Here is a 19,174-nt window from a genome sequence, read left to right as displayed (position 1 = left end):
ACGCCCCGTCACGAAATGTGGTATCAGCGGCGCAGTCCCAGTGCGGCGCGCACCACATCCCCGGCCGGTCGCAGGATCTCGTCGCGCACCCGGCGGCCGGTCGCGGCGATCCCGCGGAACAACAGGCCGAACGTGTACCGCCAGAGGAAACGGATGGCCAGGCCGATCGGCCGCAGCAGACAACGGTAGATCACCCGGGAGGCCCAGACGATCGCCGAGGCGATCGGGACCAGGATCCAGCGGTACGAGGCGCGCAGCGCCCGGACGACCGCCTGCCCGAGCGGCGCCAGCACCCGGCGGTGGAGCGCCAGCAGCAGCCACGCGACGGCGTGCCCGAGCGGCGCCAGCACCCAGTTGTAGATCACCCGCAGCACCGGGGTGAGCACCCACGCCACCGCCCGCGCGACCGGCCGCAGCAGGAAGCGCACCAGCATCCGCAGCACCCAGGCGATCCCGGCGACCAGCGCGGCCACCACCCAGCGCAGCGCGTGCCAGACCGGCAGCAGCACCCACTGCAGGACCTGCCGCAGCAGCCAGAGCAGCGGGGCCAGCAGGAAGGTCCGCAACAGCCAGCCCAGCGCCCGGCCGACCGGGACCAGGACGAACCGGTTGACCAGCACGCCCAGCTCCCAGAGCAGGCGGAAGGGGAAGACCACGATCAGGGCGACCATCCGGATCGGCCAGGTGATCCAGGCCGGCGTCCCGGTGGCCGTCCGGTGTGCGGTCATCGTCTGCTCCTCGTCCACAGGCGCCCCACGGTACTGGAACGGATCAAAAGAAAAGCAGGTGGAGCCCCCTGTCGGATGGATGACGGGGACCGGCGGATCGGTGTGCGCCAGGAGAACAATCGCGGCATGGCACCCCCGCAGAAGGAACGTACGCCGTTCTCCGACATCGACGGACTGACCGCTCAGATGTCGGAGATGGTGCTCGCCGCGCTCACCGAGATGGGCCGGCACCCGGAGATCCGCCGGGTCCGCCGGACCGGGTTCGACGCGCTGCGCCCGGCGCTCGGCGCCCGACTGCTGGACGCGGGTTCCGGCAGCGGCGAGGTGGCCCGCCGGCTGGCCGCCGAGGTGGGGCCGCGGGGTGAGGTGATCGCGCTGGACCACTCGGCGGCGATCACGGCGGCCGCGGTGAGCCGGCACGACAACAGCAATGTGGAGTACGTCACCGGCGACGTCTGCGCGCTCGGCCTCCCCGGCGACTGTGTCGACGGGGTGTGGTGCGAGCGGGTCCTGCAGCATGTGGACGACCCGGACCGGGCGATCGCCGAGATGCGCCGGGTGACCCGGCCGGGCGGGCGGATCTGCCTGATCGACACCGACTGGGACTCGCTGGCGTTCGACGGGGTGCCGCGGGCCTTGCAGGACACCGTGCTGGGGTACGTGAACCGGCACTTCACACCGCCGTACCGGGACATGGGCCGGACCCTGCGCCGCCGGCTGGTCGCGGCCGGCGTCACCGGCCTGACCGCGACCCCGGTCACCATGCTGTTCGGCAGCCCCGACTCGGCCGCCGTGGTCCTCCCGATGGTCAACCCCAGGGTCCCCGAGGACGCCTGGCGGACCCCGCCGGGCCTGCGCGACGAGTGGCTGGCCCACGTCGAGGCCGCCGGCGCCCGAGGCGACTTCCTGGCCGTCCTCACCATCTGGGTGGTAGCCGGCAGCGTGTAACCCCACGGGCCCCCCGCCAGCCCCCACCGCGACCAGAAGCGCATTTCGTCATCGACCCCCCGGGGCGACATGCCGCCGGGCGAAGCGAGGCGGTCAAGCAGACACGGGCACCATCTGCTGCAGCAGATGGTCCAGGGGCATGCTGGCGAAGCTGATCCGCACGTCGCTGGAGGCGTAGGGCAGCCAGAACCGCCCGTTGTGCACCAGGCCGCCGCAGGAGTAGAGCACGTTCGGCACGTATCCCTCGCGTTCGCTCTCGTCCGGGTCGATCAGGCCGTGCGGCAGGTCCGCGATCACCCGCGACGGGTCGTCGAGGTCGAGCAGCATGGCGCCGATCGCGTACCGCCGCATCGGGCCGACGCCGTGGGTGAGGACCAGCCACCCGGCCTCGGTCTCGATCGGCGAGCCGCAGTTGCCCACCTGGATCAGTTCCCAGCCGCGGTGCGGGATCAGCAGCGGCCCGGCCGGCTGCCAGCGGTGCCGGTCGTCGCGGATGGCCAGGCCCAGCGTCTCGCCGTCGGAGCGGCAGAGCGCCATCTTCCGGCCCTTGACGTAGCGCGGGAACAGCGCCATGCCCTTGTTCTTGGCGGCCGGGCCGTGCAGCGCTGTCACCTCGAAGTGCCGCAGGTCGCGGCTGTAGATGATCCGCCCGGAGATGTTGAAGCCGTCGTACGCGGTGTAGGTCCCCTGGTACGCCGGCCGCCCGTCCGGGTCGGTCACCTGCACGAACCGGGCGTCCTCCATGCCCCGGCTCTCGCTCGGGGTGGCCGGCCAGAGCACCCGCTGGTGCAGCGGCACGGTGGCCGGGAAGGCGACCGCGTAGTCGTCCATCACGATGCGCCGGATCAGGTCCTGCGCCATCGGCGTGGTCGGCCGGGCCAGGATCTCCGGGGGCAGCTGGCCGAGCACGTCCTCGAACGTCTGGTCGTCGTAGCGGTCGGGGAGCGCCCCGAGGACGTACGCCGAGCACTCGTTGTCGATGTCCTCGTCTCCGAGGGCCGCGAACAGCTGGTGTTTCATGTGCTTGGCGCCGACCCGGGAGCCGATGGTGAGCGGGCCCTCGCGATCCTCGAGCCGGATCTCCGGACCCGGCCCGAGGACCACGCCGCAGAAGCCGATCGACGAGATGTGACCCTCGCCGATCTGCCGCAGGCTCAGCGCCGCGCGCAGCTCGCCCGGCGCCAGGTCGTTCTGGTCCGGGTGCGGCACGATGGACGGGTTGCACAGCGCCGCCGCCTCGACCGAGAACTCGTGGCTGAAGTACGCCCCGAGCAGCGTCCGGGCCTGCGGCGACAGCTCGATCTCCGGCGGCACCCGGTGGTGCACCACCTCGTAGTGGTGCTGGAAGACCGAGAGCAGGTCGTGGTGCCGCCCGACGAAGCGGTTCAGCACGTCGTCGAGGAGCGTGCCGATGTCGTCGTCGTCGAGCTGCAGGACCCGCTCGATCAGGCACGCCGTGCGGTTGTGTGTGGCGTGCGACTCCTCGCCGGGCACGAAGAGCTTGACGACCACGCGGCGGTCGTCGGGCTCCATGGTGAGGTCGTGACGGGTGATGTCTGTCGATTGCACAGTTGCTGTCACGCAAATCCGCCTGACGGTCGGGTCGCGCTCCGGCTCGCCAGCGTGCGGGCATGCTGCAGCGTGGAGACGAGCGCGAGGGTGGATTCGGCTCCTTGGTTCAGATTAGGACCGTCCACCTTCAAACCGTCATAACAACCGCAAGTCTCGCTGTCGTACATCACCGTTCCGGTGTCGTTGTCGCCCAGAAACCACGCGATGGCCTGGAACAGCGGGGCGTCCCAGCGTTCGTCCCCGGTCACCGCGGCGGCCGTGGCGCAGGCGTCCGCCGTCGCCGCCGCCTCGATCGGCTGCTGGTCGTGCCGGTGCCGGGGCACGCCCGGGCGCCAGCCGCCGACCGGCACGGTGGAGAGGTGGCCGTTGTGCTCCTGCACGCCGCAGAGCCAGGAGAGCATCCGCAGGCCGTCGCCGAGCAGCGCCTCGTCGCCGAGCAGGTCGCCGGCCGCGATCACCACCTCGGCCAGGGCCGGGTTGGCGTAGGTCAGCTCGCGTTCCGGCCAGACCCAGTCCGGGTCGGAGCCGGGCAGGCCGATCACCGTGGCGGCGTCGGCGAGCAGCTCGGCGGCGGCCTCGTCGCGCGGGTCGGCGCGCAGCACCTCGGCCGCGCCCAGCCCGGCGAAGGCCATCGCCCGGGGCCATTCGGAGCGGCGTACCGCGCCCAGGTGAAAGGCGTACAGCGCCTCCCGCCGGATCCAGCCGGCGCTGCCGCGGGCGGCGGCGGTGCCCAGGCCCCACAGGGCCCGGCCCCACCAGTCGCCCAGCGAGGGTTCGTCCTGCCAGCGCCGGTCATAGCTCATCCGGTTGCGGAACGCCCCTTCGGCGCCCTGCGCGTGGGTGAGGAAGGCCAGGTAGCGTTCGGCGGCCCGGAGCAGCTCGGGCGACGGCCGGGGCTCCCGGCAGGCGACCAGCAGCCCCCGGGAGACGTCGTCGACGCAGTACCCGTGCTCGCGCCGGACGATGGCGGTCCGCGCGTGCTCCAGCAGGCCGGTGTCGTCGGAGAGCCGGAGCACGTGGTCGAAGCGCGGTTCGGGCACTCCGGAGAGCCGGATCGGCGGCGGGATCAGCCGCAGTGAGTGGCTCATGCCGGAACCGTCGCCGTGGCCAGCGAGGCGCGTTCGGCGAGCAGCCGCGCGGCCAGGGCCTGATAGCGCGCCGCCACCGCGGGCCAGCGCAGGGTCGGTCCACCGGCCAGGCCGGTCACCCGCCCGGGCAGTCCCGGCTCGGCCAGCACGTGCCGGATGGCGCACGCCATCGCCTCCGGGTCCTGGTGCGGCACGAGCAGTCCGGGCCCGTCCGCGAGCAGCTCCACGGCGTGCGGGAACTCGGTCGCCACCACCGGCACCCCGGCGCCCACCGCCTCGATCAGCACGCCGGAGGTGACCTGCTCGGTGGAGTCGTACGGCAGCACCACCGCGTCCGCGGAGCGGATCAGCCGGGACAGCTCGGCCGGCTCCAGATACGCGTCCACCCACCGCACCGCGTCGGTCACGCCCAGGTCGGCGGCCAGGGCCTTGAGGCTGTCCCGGTACACGTCGCCCTGCTGCTCGAGCACCTTGGGGTGGGTGCGCCCGGCGACCGTGTAGACCGGAGCCGGCCGCAGGTCGCCGAGCAGGGCGAGGGCCCGCAGCGCCCACTCGATGCCCTTGCCCGGACCGAGCAGTCCCCAGCTGAGCAGCTGTGGCCGGTCGTGGTCCTCGCGGGGCACCTCGTCGTGGCTGGCCGTGCCGTGCGGGATCACCGTGATCTTGCGGGGGTCCACCGCGTACCCGGTGGTCAGCCGCCGGCGGGCGGTGTCGGTCATGGTCACCACCGCGGCCGCGATGTCGGCGATCTGTTCCAGCGCCGCGCGCTGCAGGTCGTCCGGGTGGGCGAGGACGGTGTGCAGCACCACGATGGCCGGTATCTTGAGCGTGCGCAGCAGCGGCAGCACCTCGGCGCCGGCGTCACCCGGGTAGATGCCGTACTCGTGCTGGATCACCGCCACGTCGAAGCGGTTCAGCGCGTCGGCGGCGCCGGGCCAGCCGCCGGGCCCGTCGGTGTGCCAGGTGTGCACGACCCGGGGCGCGGCCCCGTCGAGTGCGATTCCGCCACTGGTGTTGTCCTTGGCGAGCAATCGCACCACGCCGGATCCCATCGCCGCCCCGGGCTTGCCTGCGGTCAGATGTATGGCGAGTGCGGCATTGAACGTCGCCAAACCGCATTGTGTGGGCGGATATGTGCTCAAAAAACCGTATGTAGTGGGCATGGCTGCCCTTTCTCTCCGGCCGGCCACCTCCCGCCGCGCGGACAATCGCGCGGGCGTGACTGCGGGCGCCGCGCGTGAACGGCGGTAAAGGCGTTCCGGGAAATGTCCCAACTTAACGCGCAATTCACTTTTGTGACGGTAACAAGAATCGGCTTTTCAAATGGCGATTTCTCGGTAGATAGCCAAGTATTGATCGACCATCCGATCCGCGGAGAAGCGTTCCCGCGCGCGTGCCGAGCAGGCCGCGCGGTCCAGGCGGGAGATGTCGGCGACCGCGGCCGCCGCCTCCTCGACAGAGGAGACCAGGCGCCCGGTGACGCCCTCGTCCACCACTTCCGGCATGGACCCCCTCCGGTACGCGATCACCGGCGTCCCGCAGGCCATCGACTCCACCACGGACAACCCGAACGGCTCGGCGAACCGGATGGGGTGCAGCAGCGCGGCCCCCGAGCCGAGAATCGTCCCGCGCTCGTCCGGCCCCACCGATCCCAGGTAGACCACGGAGTCCCCGTCGATCAGCGGTTCGACAGCCGCCTCGAAGAACGCCCGGTCCTGCACGATGCCGCAGATGATCAGCCGGCGGCCGGCCCGGCGGGCGATCTCGATGGCCAGGTCGGTCCCCTTGTCCGGGTGGATCCGGCCGAACAGGATCAGGTCGTCCCCGCCGTCCGGGTGGAAGGGCAGCCCGCTCAGATCCACGCCGTGGTGCACGGTGGCGAGGTAGTCCAGGTCCGCCGCCCGGTCGCTGTCGGAGATCGACACGAACAGGGACTTCGCTTTCCGGTACGCCGGAAGAATGTTGCGCCCGGAGAATCCGTGCACGGTGGTCAGCATCGGGGCGCGGCAGTGCGCCGAGAATGCCAGCGGCAACCAGTCCAGGTGGTTGTGGACCAGGTCGAATTCGCCGGACCTTTCCAGCGCGTGACTGACGTGGATGGCCTCCCACACCCGGCCGTCGATCCCGTCGTTCTCCTCGTACCCGGCCGGGACCACGCCGTCCAGGGTCGCCTTGGTGACCGAGTCGAGCGTCGCGAAGAGGGTGACCTCGACACCGCGCTCGGTGAGTCCCTCGGCGAGCAGGCTGGTGATCAGTTCCCACGGGCCGTAGTGGAGCGGGGGAGTCCGCCAGGCGATCGGCCCCAGCAACGCAACCTTCATGACAAAAGCCATTTTTCGGTAATTAGCACGTGGTCAGTATGCCTGCCGCAAACCTGGCGCGTTCTCGTGTTAGAGAAGAGCAATGACGGATTCGTGGTGGAAGAAGGCGGTCGTCTACCAGATCTACCCGCGGAGCTTCGCGGACTCGGACGGCGACGGGATGGGCGATCTGCGTGGCGTCATCGGCCACCTCGACCATCTCGCCGAACTCGGGGTGGACGTCTTGTGGTTGTCGCCGGTCTATCCGTCGCCGCAGGACGACAACGGTTACGACATCAGTGATTATCAGGACATCGAGCCGATGTTCGGCACCCTGGAGATCTTCGAGGAGCTGCTCGCCGGGGCGCACGCCCGGGGCATGAAGCTGATCATGGACCTGGTGGTGAACCACAGCTCGGACGAGCACCCGTGGTTCGTCGAGAGCCGCTCGTCGATCCGGAGTCCGAAGCGTGACTGGTACTGGTGGCGTCCGGCCCGCGAGGGCATGGAGCCGGGCACGCCCGGCGCCGAGCCGACCAACTGGGGATCGGTGTTCGGCGGTCCGGCCTGGGAGTACGACGAGAAGACCGGCGAGTACTACCTGCACCTGTTCTCCACCAAGCAGCCGGACCTGAACTGGGAGAACCCCGAGGTCCGGCAGGCGGTCTACGCGATGATGCGCTGGTGGCTGGACCGGGGCGTGGACGGCTTCCGGATGGACGTGATCAACATGATCTCCAAGGTCACGCCACTGCCGGACGGACGGCTCCCGGCGGGCTCGGCGTACGCCGACGGCTCCGCGGGTTTCGTCGGTGGCCCCCGCCTGCACGAGTTCCTGCAGGAGATGCACCGCGAGGTCTTCGAGGGCCGGGAGGGCCTGCTCACCGTGGGCGAGATGCCCGGGGTCACGGTGGAGGAGGCGAGGCTGCACACCGACCCGCGGCGGCAGGAGGTGGACATGGTCTTCCAGTTCGATCACGTCTGGGTCGACCGCGGTCCCGACCCGTGGCTGCTGCAGCCGCTCAAGCTGACCAACCTGAAGGCGATCCTGGGCCGCTGGCAGGCCGGTCTCGCCGAGGTGGGCTGGAACAGCCTCTACTGGAACAACCACGACCAGCCACGGGTGGTGTCCCGCTACGGCGACGACTCGCCGGAGCACCGGGTGGCCTCGGCGAAGATGCTCGGCACCGTCCTGCACCTGCACCGCGGCACCCCCTACGTCTATCAGGGCGAGGAACTGGGGATGACCAACCACCCGTTCCGCGGCATCGAGGACTTCCGTGACATCGAGGCGCTCGGGCAGTACCGGCAGGCCGTGGAGCTGGAGGGCCGGAACCCCGAGGAGGTGCTCACCGTGCTGCGCGCCCGGGGCCGGGACAACGCGCGCACGCCGATGCAGTGGGACGACTCGCCGCACGCCGGGTTCACCACCGGCACGCCGTGGCTGGCGGTGAACCCGAACTACCCGGAGATCAACGCGGCCGCGCAGCGGCGGGACCCGGACTCGGTCTTCCACTACTACCGCCGGCTGATCGAGCTGCGGCACAGCGAGCCCGCCGTGGCCGACGGCGACTTCACCATGTTGCTGCCGGACGACGAGCGCCTGTACGCGTTCACCCGCCGCCTCGGCGACACCGAGCTGTTGGTGATCGGCAACTTCACCGGCGGGACCGTGCCGGCCGAGATCGACGACGCGGCCGGCTGGTCCGGCGCCGAGCTGCTGCTCACCAACCTGCCCGGGGCGTCGTCCGGGTCGCTGACGCTCGCGCCCTGGCAGGCGGTGGTGTATCGGCGGATCCTCAGCCGGTGAGCACGCGGGACGGGAGCTCAACCACGCGGACGACCGGCGCCGACGTGTGCCGGACGGTGGTCTCCGTGGCCACCGTCCGGGTCGCGGTGGCCGCCGGCTCGCCGGTGCCGTGGTTGGGCATCCGGCGCTGCCGGCGGTGTCCTGGACTCCGCGCACGAGCGGTGGCGGCCGGGGCGGCGGGGATTCCCGCAGCTCGCGCGGGTGCTCGGAGGGCGGTGGGGCGCCGCCGGACTTCCCGCGGACCGCGTCCTGGATGATCAACGGGCTGGTCGGGCAGGCCAGACATGGGTAAATAGAGCTTTTTTCACAGAAACCCCCACAGGGGACTCGGGGCCCCGGCAAGGTGTCAAATGGTCGCCGGTTCGATCCCGTACTGACTCCGTCCACCGGTGGCCGGGGGTTTCGCATGCGCTTCGTCACCGTCCTGGTCGCCGCCACCCCGGCGATCGCCCTGACCGTCGTGGGAGGCCTGAGCCGGGCGCCCGTGGCCGGCCCGCTGCTGCAGACGTTCGCCCTCTCCGCAGGGATGCGGCTCGTCGCGGAGACGGGCGGGACCGCCACCCCGGCGGCCGAGCTGCCGGAGCGGGACACCAAGCGGTTCAGCCTGGTCGGCGTGACCTGGGACGATCCGCGGGCGGCCGCGGACGGCACGATCCAGGTGCGCACCCGGCCGGCCGGGACCCGCACCTGGACGCCGTGGCAGGTGCTGGAGACCGACGCGCCGGACGAGTCCGGTGGCGCCGAGAGCGGCGGCACCCGGGGAGCCAGCGACCCGCTCTGGGTCGGGCCGTCGGACGGCATCGAGGCCCGGGTCGTCGCCACCGGCGGGGCGCGCCAGCTGCCGGCCGGGATGCGGGTCGATCTGATCAACCCGGACGCGGCCGAGCGCGCCGTCTTGGAGCGGGCGCCGGCCGCGTTCGCGAAGCCGCGCCGGGTCAACGGCGTCGAGATCCCGTCCCGGCCGCTGCCGAAGATGCTGACCCGGTCGGCGTGGGGCGCGAACGAGAAGATCGTCAAGGACGACCCCACCTACACCGGCCCGGTCCAGCTGTTCTTCGTGCACCACACGGCCACTGGCAACGGCTACAGCTGCAAGTCCTCGGCCGGCGTGGTGCGGGGGATCGAGGCGTACCAGGTGAAGAGCAAGGGCTGGAACGACATCGGCTACAACTTCCTGGTCGACAAGTGCGGCACGATCTTCGAGGGGCGGCGCGGCGGCGTCGACCGGAACGTGCTCGGCGCGCACACCCTGGGCTTCAACACCAACGCCAGCGCGGTGGCGGTGATCGGCGACTTCCGGTCCACCGCGATCTCCGGCCCGACGCGGGTCGCGGTGGCCCAGCTCGCGGCGTACAAGCTGGGGGCGACCGGGATCGCGCCGAACAGCCGGGTCACGGTGACCTCGGGCGGCAGCCCGAAGTACGCCGTCGGCAAGAAGGTCACCCTGAACCGGATCTCCGGCCACCGCGACGCCGGCCTCACCGAATGTCCCGGCAAGTCGCTCTACGGTGAGCTGCCGGTGATCCGACGCCTGGCCGGGGGCGCCCCGGCCGGCCTGCACCTCACCAGGCTGACCGGCGCGGCGCTGTCCGGCGGGACGTACTGGACCAAGGGCACGCTCACCCCGAATTGGGACCTGACCACGCCGAGCCGGCTGCTCGACCGGTTCGACGTCTCCGTCGACGGCGAGCTCGCGGCGTCCGGGGAGAACTACCGGCGCAGCGGCCGGCTGCGGCTGAGTCCGGGCGCGCACACCCTGACGGTGCGCGCGCTGCACCTCTCCGGACGGTCCGCCACCGTGACCGCCAAAGTGGTGGCTGACGCCGAGCCGCCGGCCTTCACCACGCCCCCGCAGGCAGTGGTCAGCTCGGGCACCGCCGGGTCCGGCGTGCCGGTCCGGCTCGGCTGGGCCGCGGCCGACCCGGCCGGGGTGCGCTCGGCGGTGGTCACCGGAAGCAGCCAGGCGGTGCTGGGCGGGACGATCCGCAGCCTCACCGGCACGGCGGCGGTGGGCTCGGCGGCGGAGTGGACGGTGTCGGTCGCCGATCGCGCCGGGAACGAGCGGAGCGCGACCGTTTCCCGTACCCCCGAGGTCCTGCCGGAGAGCGCGGCCGCGCGGACCGGAAGCTGGCGGACCGTCCCGGACGCCGCCCACCTGGGCGGATCGGCGGCTTTCGCCGCCTCCGCCGATGCCGCCCTGAGCTGGACGGTCACCGGCCGGTCGGTCGGCCTGGTGGCTGCCCGGTCCGGGTCGGCGGGCCGGCTCAAAATCTACGTCGACGGCGATTTCCAGGGATACGTGGATCTGCGCTCGGCCACCCCACAGCACCGGCGGGTCGTCTTCACCAAGTCGTGGCCCGGCGCCGCCGAGCACACGGTCAAGGTAGTGCCGGAGGCCACCGGCGGGCGTCCCGGCGTGACGGTCGACGGCCTGATCACCTTGATCTGAGCTCCCGGCCGAGCGCGGGGCACCCGGCGAGGGTGATGGCGTCGGACCGGCGCGCCTGCTGGACGGCATCGGCTTGGGGATTCGGGCCACTGCCGGGGATGCTTGACAGACCGCTCGCGCCGGGCTCGATACGGTATGGGGGTGTCTCAGATCCCGTGGTGGGGACTGCCCCTGGTCGCCGCCGTGTTCGCCCTGGCCGGCGCTGCCGCGGTGCGTCTCGTCGCCGCACGTGACCACGACCTGCGGAGCCGTCGGCGGCGCACCCGCCGCTGGTACGAGGAGCGCAAGGCGGCCTACGTCACGCTGCTGTCCGGCTTCGAGCGGGCCACCGTGCGCCTGCGGGCGACGTTCGAGGCCGGGGAGAAGCCGCCGGGCCTGCTGGTCTACATCGACGAGATCGGCCCGGCCCTGATGCCGGTACGGCTGCTCGCCTCCGGCCCGGTCCGCAGCGCCGCCCTCGCCGTGCACCTGCAACTGGAGCGCCTGCACGGGCCGATGAACCCGGCAGGTGTCAGCGGGGTCCGCCCGGAGACCCACTTCCGCGAGCTGCTCGCCCAGGTGCCGCTGGTGATGCAGCAGTTCGAGGCCGCCGTCCGGGACGAGCTGGGGATCGAGGACACCCCGCCGACCGCGCCCGCGCAGGTCGCCGACGGGCGGGTCCGGCGCCTTCCGCGCCGCTCGGAGTCCGGACATCCGTGATGCGGGAATGCGCTTTCCCTGGAGTCGTTGGCGACCCCTGGCCCTGACCCTGGGACATCGGGCAGGATCGAACCCGTGACCGATCACCGTGCTCCGCTCGACCCTGTCTCCGCCGCCGTCGTCGACAGCGGCATCGTGGCCGTTCTGCGCGCGCCGACCGCCGGCGCCTTCGCCGCGATCGCCGACGTGCTGGTGTCCGCCGGCATCACCGCGCTCGAGGTCACCCTCACCTCGAAGGGCGCCATCGAGGCGATCTCCGGCCTGCGCCGTCAACTGCCGCCCGGCACGGTGATCGGGGCCGGCACCGTCCTCACCCGCCAGGACGCCTCGGCGGCCATCGACGCGGGCGCGTCGTTCCTGGTGTCGCCGGTGCTGGACACGCTGATCGGGCAGAGCGTGCCGTGCTACCCGGGGGCGTACACGCCCACCGAGGTCCACTCGGCGCACCGGTCGGGCGCGCCGCTGGTCAAGCTCTTCCCGGCCGGCGGGCTCAAGCCGGCGTACCTCAGGGATCTCCGCGGCCCGCTGCCCGAGGTGCGCATCCTGCCGACCGGCGGTATCGACCTGGACGACATCGCCGACTGGCTGGCCGCGGGCGCCGCCGCGGTCGGCCTGGGCGGTCCGCTGGTCGGGGACGCGGCGACCGGGGGCAGCCTGACCGCGCTGGCCGGGCGGGCGAAGCGGGCGGTCGACGCCGTCGCATATGCGCGCTCATGACCGCCGCGATGACTTCACCGGATGACTCAGCCGGCGCCCCGTCGGCCACTCCCGCCCCTCCGGCCGCCCCCGTCCGCGGTTTGCCCGGCGCCCCGGCCGGTGGTCCGCCCGGCGGCCTTTTCACTCTCGGTGAGTCGATGGGGATCTTCGTCGCCGACGGGATCGGGCCGATCGAGCACGCGCGCGGTTTCACGCTCGCGGTGGGCGGCGCGGAGAGCAATGTCGCGGTCGGCGTCGCTCGCCTCGGCGGCTGCGCCGCCTGGCACGGCCGGCTCGGTCCCGATTCCGCCGGGTCGCTGATCTCCAGCCGATTGAGATCCGCGGGGGTACGAGTCCTGGCCGTGCCCGACGAGGCGCCCACCGGCCTGATGATCCGGTACCGGCGCTCCGCCCAGTTCATCCACGCCGACTACCACCGGGCCGGCAGCGCCGGCTCCCGGCTGACCCCCGCCGACCTGCCGTTGCCCGAGTTGGAGGCGGCCGGGATCCTGCACGTCACCGGCATCACGCCGGCGTTGGGCGACACCGCCCGGGCCACGGTCTTCGCCGCGGTGGAGGTGGCCCGCGCCGCCGGGGTCCCGGTGTCGCTGGACGTGAACTACCGCAGCAAGCTGTGGTCCCGTTCCGACGCCGCCCCGGTCCTGCGCGACCTGGCAACCCGAGCTGACCTGATCTTCGCCGGCCCGGACGAGGCCGCCGTCCTCGCCGGCGCCGCCGACCCGGTCGACGGCCTCGCCGGGCTGGGCCCCACCGAGGTGATCATCAAGGACGGCGCCCGCGGCTGCACGGCGTTGATCGACGGCGTCCGCTTCGACGTCCCGGCCCTCCCGGTCACGGCGATCGATCCGGTGGGCGCCGGGGACGCTTTCGTCGCCGGTTACCTGGCGGACCGCCTGGCCGGCGCCCCACCAGCCGAACGCCTGCACACGGCGATCGCGGCCGGCGCGTTCGCGGTCACCGTCCCCGGCGATTGCGAGGGCGCGCCCACCCGCGCCGACCTGACCGCCCTGTCCGGCTCCGACATCAACCGCTGATCCACCGAGCACGCCTACTTGAGCACGCCCACCGCTGCTCACGGCGCAGCCGCCGGTCACGGTCATCCCCGGCTGGCCCGGAGGGGTCTCGAGGCCGCGCGGCGCCTCTCCGCGCCAGCCGCGGTGGGCCGGCCGGTCGTGGGGTGTCTCGGGCTCGTGAGGGCCCCTCGGGGGACCGGCCGCGGTGGGCGGGGTGGAAAGTGGCCGGTCGGGGTTGGGATGTGCCACTTCTGATTGGACGGTGCGGGAGCGGGTAGGCAAAAAGCAGCGGCAATTTCATCGGATTCGAGGAGGCCGTGATGCAACCTACGCCGTTCACTCCGTGGGCCTGGCGGGATCCCGCGACTCTGACCGCAAGCTACGAACCGGCGTTCGCCGACGTGGCCGACGAGACCGGGCGGATCGGCGTGGACCTGGTCGGGTACAAGGTCGAGGCCACCGACGGCCACATCGGCTCGGTCGACCAGGCCAGTTACGACGTCGGAAGCTCCTACCTGGTGGTGGACACCGGGCCGTGGATCTTCGGCCGCAAGGTGCTGCTGCCGGCCGGCACGGTGCAGAACGTCGACCACAACGACCGCAAGGTCTATGTGGACCGCACCAAGGACCAGATCAAGGCGTCCCCGGAGTACGACAAGGACACCTTCGAGACGGCCGCGTACCGCGAGCAGGTCGGCGACTACTACACCGGCAGCTACCGGGACTATCCGCGCTGATCGCTGATCATGCCCGCCGCCCCGCCCGGACCCCCTCGGGCGGGGCGGCACCATGTCGGGCGAGTTTCGAGGAGTTCGGCGAGGCGGGCGGCGGCCGTGAGCACGGCCCGGCCGTGGACGGTCAGCCAGGCGCGCGATCGAGGAGTTCGGCGAGGCGGGCGGCGGCGGTGAGCATGGCCCGGCCCCGGGCGGTCAGCCGGGCGCGCCACTCGCCGACCGAGGCGGCCAGCGGTTCCGGACCGCCGGCGGCACGGACCTGGCGCAGCACCGTCGCGATGTGCGCGAGGCTGTGCCCGCCCCGCCGCAGCAGGTGTGCCAGGTCGGCGTCCCGCACGTCGTCGGGGGAGTAGAGCCGCTGACGGCTGACCCGGTCCCGGGACGGCGCCAGGATCCCCGCCTGCTCCCATTTGCGCAGTGTGGCCGGCGTGACCCCGAGCCGGTGCGCGAGCGCACCGACCGGCAGCGGCCGGGCCGCCCGGGCCGGCGTGGTGAGCAGGCCGGCGGTCGCCTCGACGGCGGCCAGGGCTTCCCGGTCCCGGGACAGCACCGCGTGACCGGCGTCGATGGCGGCGAACGCCGGTTCCGGATCGCCACGCAGGACGGCTCGCATGATCACGGCGGCCGGACCGTGCCCGTACGCGGCGACCAGCGCCAGGAACGCATCCACCGCCGCCACGTGCCGCTCGCCGTAGGCGCGATAGCCGCTCGCGGTGCGCCGCGCGGGCGGGATCACCCCGTCGTTCTCGTAGTTGCGGATCGCCTGGGCGGACAGGCCGTGCCGCCGAGCCAGATCAATCGGCCTGAAGGTTTGAGACTTCGGCATGCCTCTCCACACTGTTCAGAGGGAAACCTTCACTGGGTGATTCAAAGATATGGTAAAGGCCATGCTGACTTCTCCAGAGCCTCGGAACAGCCCCGGCCGGGTCGACGAGCTGGCCGCGCGGATCAGCCGCCTACCTGACGTGTTCCAGCTGATCGCCGGTCCGGACACCGGAGCGCCGGAGCCGAGCTGGGGTGACCGGTTCTTCTTCGTCGGCGCGGAGCGGATGCGCCCGTTCGCCACGATCGTCGTCCAGGACGTCCCCGGGTTCGACGAGCATTCCGCGCTGGGACGTCCCGGCGCCTTCCGGCTCAACGTCGAGCTGGGCCGCGACAAGTTCCGGGACCTGTTCGGCTACGGCCCGGAAGAGTTCGCCGCCCACCGGGCCGGGATCGACTTCGCCGAGCGGGACCGCTGGTTTCCGCACCCGGTCTACGCCGTCCAGGGCTGGGGCAGCGTGGTGAACCCGGCGACGGTGGAGGTCGACCGCCTGATCGAGCACGCGCACCGGAGGTCGGCCGGACGCGCGCGGCGGCCCTGAGCGGGCCGGGCGCCGCGACCGTACCGTCGCAATCGTCTCGACCCGGCTTTCGTCGCGGCGACCGGGCGTGCCCCGCTGCGCTACCAGCAGCCGCTGCGGGTCGAGCGCGCGGAATATCTCCTCGGCCACGGCTCGACGGTCGAGGCCGCGGCCCGCGGGGTAGATTTCGGCGACCACGACACGTCGGTGACCGCCGCACTGACGGCCTGGCTGCCGAGTGTCGGACTGGTGGCCGACGAGGCGGCGATCGCGACCTGGACGTGCTGGCGGCTCGCGCCGCCGGGTTGCGGGCGGTCCACCTGGACCGGCCGGGGATCGGTCCGGCCGGCGAACCGCACCGCATCCGCTCACTGCGGGAGCTGGCCGGTCACTTGTAGGCGACGTCGGGCTCGGCGAACCAGGGAAACCGTTCACCCCTCAGTGTTCGACGGCCCCGGAAAGGTCGCTCGCCTCCGCGATTTTCCTGTGCACCGGCCCGTCGCGGCGGGACAGCCGGTCCCCGGTGCCGCCGTGCCGCAACGCCACGATCTCCGCGGCGATGCTGACCGCGGTCTCCTCCGGGCTGCGCGCGCCCAGGTCCAGGCCGATCGGCGAGGAGAGCCGGGCCAGCTCCGGCTCGGTCAGGCCGGCCTCGCGCAGTCGGGCGAGCCGGTCGTCGTGGGTGCGCCGGGAGCCCATCGCGCCCACGTAGCCGGCGTCCAGCCGGAGCGCCAGCTCCAGGGCGGGCACGTCGAACCTCGGGTCGTGGGTGAGCACACAGATCGCGGTGCGGCCGTCGATCCGGCCCGCGCCGGCCTCGGCGGCCAGGTAGCGGTGCGGCCAGTCGACGACCACCTCGTGCGCCTCCGGGAACCGGCGAGCGGTGGCGAAGACCGGCCGGGCGTCACAGACCGTCACACGGTAGCCGAGGAAGTGGCCCATCCGGGCCACCGCGGCGGCGTGGTCGGTGGCGCCGAACACCAGCATCCGCGGAGGCGGCGGGAACGACACGGCGGTCCGGCCGACGGCGTCGGCGGCGACGGAGAAGCCGTCGTCGCCCATCACCAAAGTGACCGCCCGGCCCGCCCGGACGGCGGCCGCCAGCTCGGGCAGATCCGGGAACGTCGTGCGGTCCACCCGGCCGATCATCAGCTCGATGGTGCCGCCGCAGGGCAGGCCGGCTTCCAGCGCCAGATCGTCGGTGACGCCGAACCTGGCGGACCGCGGCTTCCCGGCCTCCCGGCACAGCTCGTAGACCGCGGACTCCACGCACCCGCCGGAGACGCTGCCGACCACCGAGCCGTCCGGGCCGACAGCCATCGCCGCACCCGCCTGCCGCGGAGCGCTCGACCACGTCGCGGTGACCACCGCGAGTCCGGACGGCTCGCCCGCCGACCACCAGCGCAGCAGGTCGGCGAGCAGGTCACGCATCGAGATCTCCCGGATGGTCCAGGTCGGTGTCGTCGGCGATGTCGCCGATCTCCACCACCAGTACCTCGTGAGCGCGCAGGTAATCCCGCGCGCCGCGATCACCTGTCGCGCTCGCGGCGGCGCCCGCCCAGTGCTCCCGGCCGAGCAGCACCGGGTGCCCGCGCCGTCCCTGATAACCACCGGTCACCAGGGCGTCGCGGGCGGCGTGCGCGGTGATCCGGCGGACCGCGCCGGCCGTCACGCCTGGCATGTCGACCAGCAGGATCACCGCGGCGTCCACAGACGCGTCGGCGGCCAGCGACGCCAGCCCGGCGCGCAGCGAGGATCCCAGGCCGGTCGCCCACTCCGGGTTGATCACGGTCTCCGGCAGGTCGGGCGCGACCTTCACGACCTCCTCGGCGCGAGCCCCGAGCACCACCACGATCCGCCGGCAGCCGGCATCCCGCAGGGTCCGGGCCGCGTGCTGGACCAGGATCCGATCACGGTACGGGACCAGCGCCTTGGGCATCCCGAAACGCCGCCCCGCACCGGCCGCCAGCACCACCCCCGCGGTGATCATCCGGCGAACAGGCCCCGCACCGCGGCCAGGGGCAACGCCGTGCGCGGGTGATAGGCGGTCCGCCACAGGCCGCCGTGCGCCGCGGCCACCGCCTCGTCCCGCCACGCCGCCGGGTCCGCGGACCGGGGCTTGCGGATCTGATGAACCATCAGGACCGCCATCAGCTCGCTCGCCACGACCGGGTCGAAGACCTCGACGCCGAACCGGTGCGCCCCGGCATACGCCGCCTTGAGCAGCCGGTTGCTCAGCACCGACCGGGTCCGCGCGGGCGGCGCCACGGCGAAGCCGACCACGCCGTCCCGCCGGGCCAGGGTGGCCCGCCACCGGTGGACCCGCTTGGCGAGCGCGTAGTTCGGCCCCTGCTGCGGCACCAGGCTGTCGTTGATCCCCGGCGTCGTGGCCAGCGGATAGTTCGGCCGCAACAGGTGGCCGCCGGAGAGCGGGGAGGTCACCCTGGCGGGCCGGCCCCGGGCCGCGAACCGGGCCCGCGAGTCCGCGACCGCGCCGGCCGGCACCGCGTAGACGTCTGTCGGGGTGGCCAGCACGGCGAGCGCCGTGTCCGGGCGTTGCTGGCGCAGGTGCACGACCAGGGCGTCGACGGCGGCGGCCAGCTTCGGATAGGCGCTGCCCGGCGCGTAGCCGTAGTTGCCGAGAACCAGCTGCCGGTCCGAGCCGAGCAGCCAGCTCGCGACCTTCGGGAAGTCGCTGACCAGGTCCGCGCCGGGTGTTCCGCCGCCGGAGAGCGGCGCCAGCAGCCGCCCGGCGGAGCCGGCCGCCACCCCGCAGATCCGCTCCCACAGGCCGGGGCGGGGCAGGTCGACGGCCAGGACGGTGGCGCCCCAGCCCAGCAGCCACCTCAGCGGTCCCATCTCGGCGCCCGCGCCGAGCAGCGCGAACCCGAGATCGCTCAGGTCCAGCCAGTCCGGGTTGGCGGCGACCTCCCGGACCGCGTCCGCACAGGACTCCTCGATCACACCGGCCCTCACCCAGCCGTCCAGCCGGGTGACCAGGCCGAGTTCGCGGCGGGGCTTCGCCGAGCCGGTGATCTCGACCGTGTCGTACGGCCGGTCGGGCTCCGCCAGCAGCGCCTGGGCCAGAGTGAACTCGCCGTCGTCGCGGACATAGCGCATGCGGGCCTGCAGCGAGAGCAGGCCGGCCTCGGCGATCTCGTAGCCGGCCGCGCCGTCCGCGCTCAGGCCGGCCTCGACCAGCGCGCGGAAGTGCCGGAGATAGCCGCGGCGCCAGTCGGTCTCGCGCTCGGCCGCCGCCGCGGCGGCCGGGTCGACCGGACGCAGCGCGTCGGCGACCACCGCCCGGCCCAGCGCCGCGCTGCTGCGGCGTCCGTCGGAGTCGGTGGGAAAGTCGGTCACGCCAGGAGATGCGGGGTGCACCGCGCCAGTATCCCGTGTCCCCCGGGGCGTCCCGCTTCCTACCGGGGTAGGAGACGGTGTCGGACCACCGGCCGCGGGTGCGGCCCGGGGACGGGCGATTCGCGGCCCGCCGGCGCGAGTCTGCCTGCATGACGACCGGGATCCGGCAGTGCGCGGCCGGGGAGAGCCCGTTCAGCCAGGACGTCCTGCGCCGCCTGGTCCGCCGCGCGGTGCAGGCGCGGCCCGCGGCGCCGTCGCGGATCGAGGGTCTGACCGCTCGCGAGCAGGAGGTGCCGGAGCTGGTCGCGGTGCTCCTTCTCCGGTCCGTGGTGCTCCTTCGCCCGGCCGGGTGAGTGTGACCGGCGTCGCACCCACCCCGATTTGGCGTTGCGGCCGTGGGGCTGTAATGTTCT

At 72.8% G+C, this 19,174-nt stretch carries 18 protein-coding genes and 1 pseudogene; 9 read left to right on the top strand and 10 right to left on the bottom strand.

Features of this window, described 5'->3' with window-relative positions:
* Nucleotides 1-23 precede the first annotated feature (23 nt).
* Nucleotides 24-728: a hypothetical protein gene (locus Asi03nite_RS34100; protein ID WP_203684638.1), complete on the bottom strand. Its 705-nt coding sequence runs from the start codon at nucleotides 726-728 to the stop codon at nucleotides 24-26.
* A 126-nt stretch (nucleotides 729-854) separates the two neighbouring features.
* On the opposite strand from Asi03nite_RS34100, the gene Asi03nite_RS34095 reads away from it, so the two are divergent.
* On the top strand, nucleotides 855-1,676 hold the full coding sequence (locus Asi03nite_RS34095) for a methyltransferase domain-containing protein (protein WP_203684637.1): 822 nt from the start codon (nucleotides 855-857) through the stop codon (nucleotides 1,674-1,676).
* Between the two features lie 93 nt (nucleotides 1,677-1,769).
* Here the strand turns inward: Asi03nite_RS34095 and Asi03nite_RS34090 are convergent, their stop codons facing one another.
* The 4 genes from Asi03nite_RS34090 to Asi03nite_RS34075 all read right to left on the bottom strand — a co-directional run bounded on the left by Asi03nite_RS34090 (nucleotide 1,770) and on the right by Asi03nite_RS34075 (nucleotide 6,657).
* Entirely contained in the window at nucleotides 1,770-3,257 is a 1,488-nt protein-coding gene (locus Asi03nite_RS34090) for a glycoside hydrolase family 130 protein (protein WP_203684636.1), read from the bottom strand.
* Nucleotides 3,254-4,336, bottom strand: coding sequence for a glycosyltransferase (locus Asi03nite_RS34085; protein WP_203684635.1), 1,083 nt, complete (start codon nucleotides 4,334-4,336; stop codon nucleotides 3,254-3,256). Before Asi03nite_RS34085 ends, Asi03nite_RS34090 begins: the two co-directional genes overlap by 4 nt.
* Complete coding sequence (locus Asi03nite_RS34080; protein ID WP_203684634.1) at nucleotides 4,333-5,499, bottom strand: glycosyltransferase; 1,167 nt, start codon at nucleotides 5,497-5,499, stop codon at nucleotides 4,333-4,335. The genes Asi03nite_RS34085 and Asi03nite_RS34080 overlap by 4 nt, the downstream gene beginning before the upstream one ends.
* A 156-nt stretch (nucleotides 5,500-5,655) precedes the next feature.
* On the bottom strand, nucleotides 5,656-6,657 hold the full coding sequence (locus Asi03nite_RS34075; RefSeq protein WP_203684633.1) for a glycosyltransferase family 4 protein: 1,002 nt from the start codon (nucleotides 6,655-6,657) through the stop codon (nucleotides 5,656-5,658).
* A gap of 82 nt (nucleotides 6,658-6,739) precedes the next feature.
* Here Asi03nite_RS34075 and Asi03nite_RS34070 point away from each other — a divergent pair, with 82 nt between their 5' ends.
* Nucleotides 6,740-8,446: an alpha-glucosidase gene (locus Asi03nite_RS34070; protein WP_203684632.1), complete on the top strand. Its 1,707-nt coding sequence runs from the start codon at nucleotides 6,740-6,742 to the stop codon at nucleotides 8,444-8,446.
* Here the strand turns inward: Asi03nite_RS34070 and Asi03nite_RS38685 are convergent.
* Nucleotides 8,436-8,567, bottom strand: a complete 132-nt coding sequence (locus Asi03nite_RS38685; RefSeq protein ID WP_275409518.1) for a hypothetical protein — start codon at nucleotides 8,565-8,567, stop codon at nucleotides 8,436-8,438. The two genes, Asi03nite_RS34070 and Asi03nite_RS38685, sit on opposite strands and share 11 nt — an antisense overlap.
* Nucleotides 8,568-8,852: 285 nt before the next feature.
* Between Asi03nite_RS38685 and Asi03nite_RS34065 the strand changes: the two genes are divergently transcribed.
* The 5 genes from Asi03nite_RS34065 to Asi03nite_RS34045 all read left to right on the top strand — a co-directional run bounded on the left by Asi03nite_RS34065 (nucleotide 8,853) and on the right by Asi03nite_RS34045 (nucleotide 14,061).
* Nucleotides 8,853-10,895 carry an N-acetylmuramoyl-L-alanine amidase gene (locus Asi03nite_RS34065; RefSeq protein ID WP_203684631.1) on the top strand — a complete coding sequence of 681 codons (2,043 nt, stop codon included), beginning with the start codon at nucleotides 8,853-8,855 and terminating at the stop codon, nucleotides 10,893-10,895.
* 141 nt (nucleotides 10,896-11,036) lie between these two features.
* Nucleotides 11,037-11,594 carry a hypothetical protein gene (locus tag Asi03nite_RS34060; protein ID WP_373872207.1) on the top strand — a complete coding sequence of 186 codons (558 nt, stop codon included), beginning with the start codon at nucleotides 11,037-11,039 and terminating at the stop codon, nucleotides 11,592-11,594.
* A 75-nt stretch (nucleotides 11,595-11,669) separates the two neighbouring features.
* The gene (locus Asi03nite_RS34055; protein WP_203684629.1) at nucleotides 11,670-12,311 is read left to right on the top strand and encodes a bifunctional 4-hydroxy-2-oxoglutarate aldolase/2-dehydro-3-deoxy-phosphogluconate aldolase; all 642 of its coding nucleotides are present in this window, start codon (nucleotides 11,670-11,672) and stop codon (nucleotides 12,309-12,311) included.
* Nucleotides 12,312-12,448: 137 nt separating this feature from the next.
* Nucleotides 12,449-13,345 carry a sugar kinase gene (locus Asi03nite_RS34050; RefSeq protein WP_239103125.1) on the top strand — a complete coding sequence of 299 codons (897 nt, stop codon included), beginning with the start codon at nucleotides 12,449-12,451 and terminating at the stop codon, nucleotides 13,343-13,345.
* Nucleotides 13,346-13,644: 299 nt separating this feature from the next.
* On the top strand, nucleotides 13,645-14,061 hold the full coding sequence (locus Asi03nite_RS34045) for a PRC-barrel domain-containing protein (protein WP_203684627.1): 417 nt from the start codon (nucleotides 13,645-13,647) through the stop codon (nucleotides 14,059-14,061).
* 121 nt (nucleotides 14,062-14,182) lie between these two features.
* Here the strand turns inward: Asi03nite_RS34045 and Asi03nite_RS34040 are convergent, their stop codons facing one another.
* On the bottom strand, nucleotides 14,183-14,884 hold the full coding sequence (locus Asi03nite_RS34040; protein ID WP_203684626.1) for a MerR family transcriptional regulator: 702 nt from the start codon (nucleotides 14,882-14,884) through the stop codon (nucleotides 14,183-14,185).
* A gap of 91 nt (nucleotides 14,885-14,975) precedes the next feature.
* Here Asi03nite_RS34040 and Asi03nite_RS34035 point away from each other — a divergent pair.
* A pseudogene (locus Asi03nite_RS34035) lies at nucleotides 14,976-15,422 on the top strand (DUF6194 family protein); the annotation flags it as partial.
* 417 nt (nucleotides 15,423-15,839) lie between these two features.
* On the opposite strand, the gene Asi03nite_RS34030 reads toward Asi03nite_RS34035, so the two are convergent.
* The 3 genes from Asi03nite_RS34030 to Asi03nite_RS34020 are packed head-to-tail and all read right to left on the bottom strand — an operon-like array spanning nucleotide 15,840 to nucleotide 18,761.
* On the bottom strand, nucleotides 15,840-16,832 hold the full coding sequence (locus Asi03nite_RS34030; RefSeq protein WP_203684624.1) for an XdhC family protein: 993 nt from the start codon (nucleotides 16,830-16,832) through the stop codon (nucleotides 15,840-15,842).
* Entirely contained in the window at nucleotides 16,825-17,391 is a 567-nt protein-coding gene (locus Asi03nite_RS34025; RefSeq protein ID WP_203684623.1) for a nucleotidyltransferase family protein, read from the bottom strand. Before Asi03nite_RS34025 ends, Asi03nite_RS34030 begins: the two co-directional genes overlap by 8 nt.
* A complete protein-coding gene (locus Asi03nite_RS34020; protein WP_203684622.1) occupies nucleotides 17,388-18,761 on the bottom strand; it encodes a hypothetical protein in 1,374 nt (457 codons plus the stop codon). Before Asi03nite_RS34020 ends, Asi03nite_RS34025 begins: the two co-directional genes overlap by 4 nt.
* 149 nt (nucleotides 18,762-18,910) lie before the next feature.
* Between Asi03nite_RS34020 and Asi03nite_RS34015 the strand changes: the two genes are divergently transcribed.
* Nucleotides 18,911-19,114, top strand: coding sequence for a hypothetical protein (locus Asi03nite_RS34015; RefSeq protein ID WP_307834054.1), 204 nt, complete (start codon nucleotides 18,911-18,913; stop codon nucleotides 19,112-19,114).
* Nucleotides 19,115-19,174: the final 60 nt, after the last annotated feature.

The sequence above is a fragment of the Actinoplanes siamensis genome (assembly GCF_016862395.1).
GTDB classification, from domain to species: domain Bacteria; phylum Actinomycetota; class Actinomycetes; order Mycobacteriales; family Micromonosporaceae; genus Actinoplanes; species Actinoplanes siamensis.
This window is presented reverse-complemented; position numbering and strand designations above follow the sequence as displayed.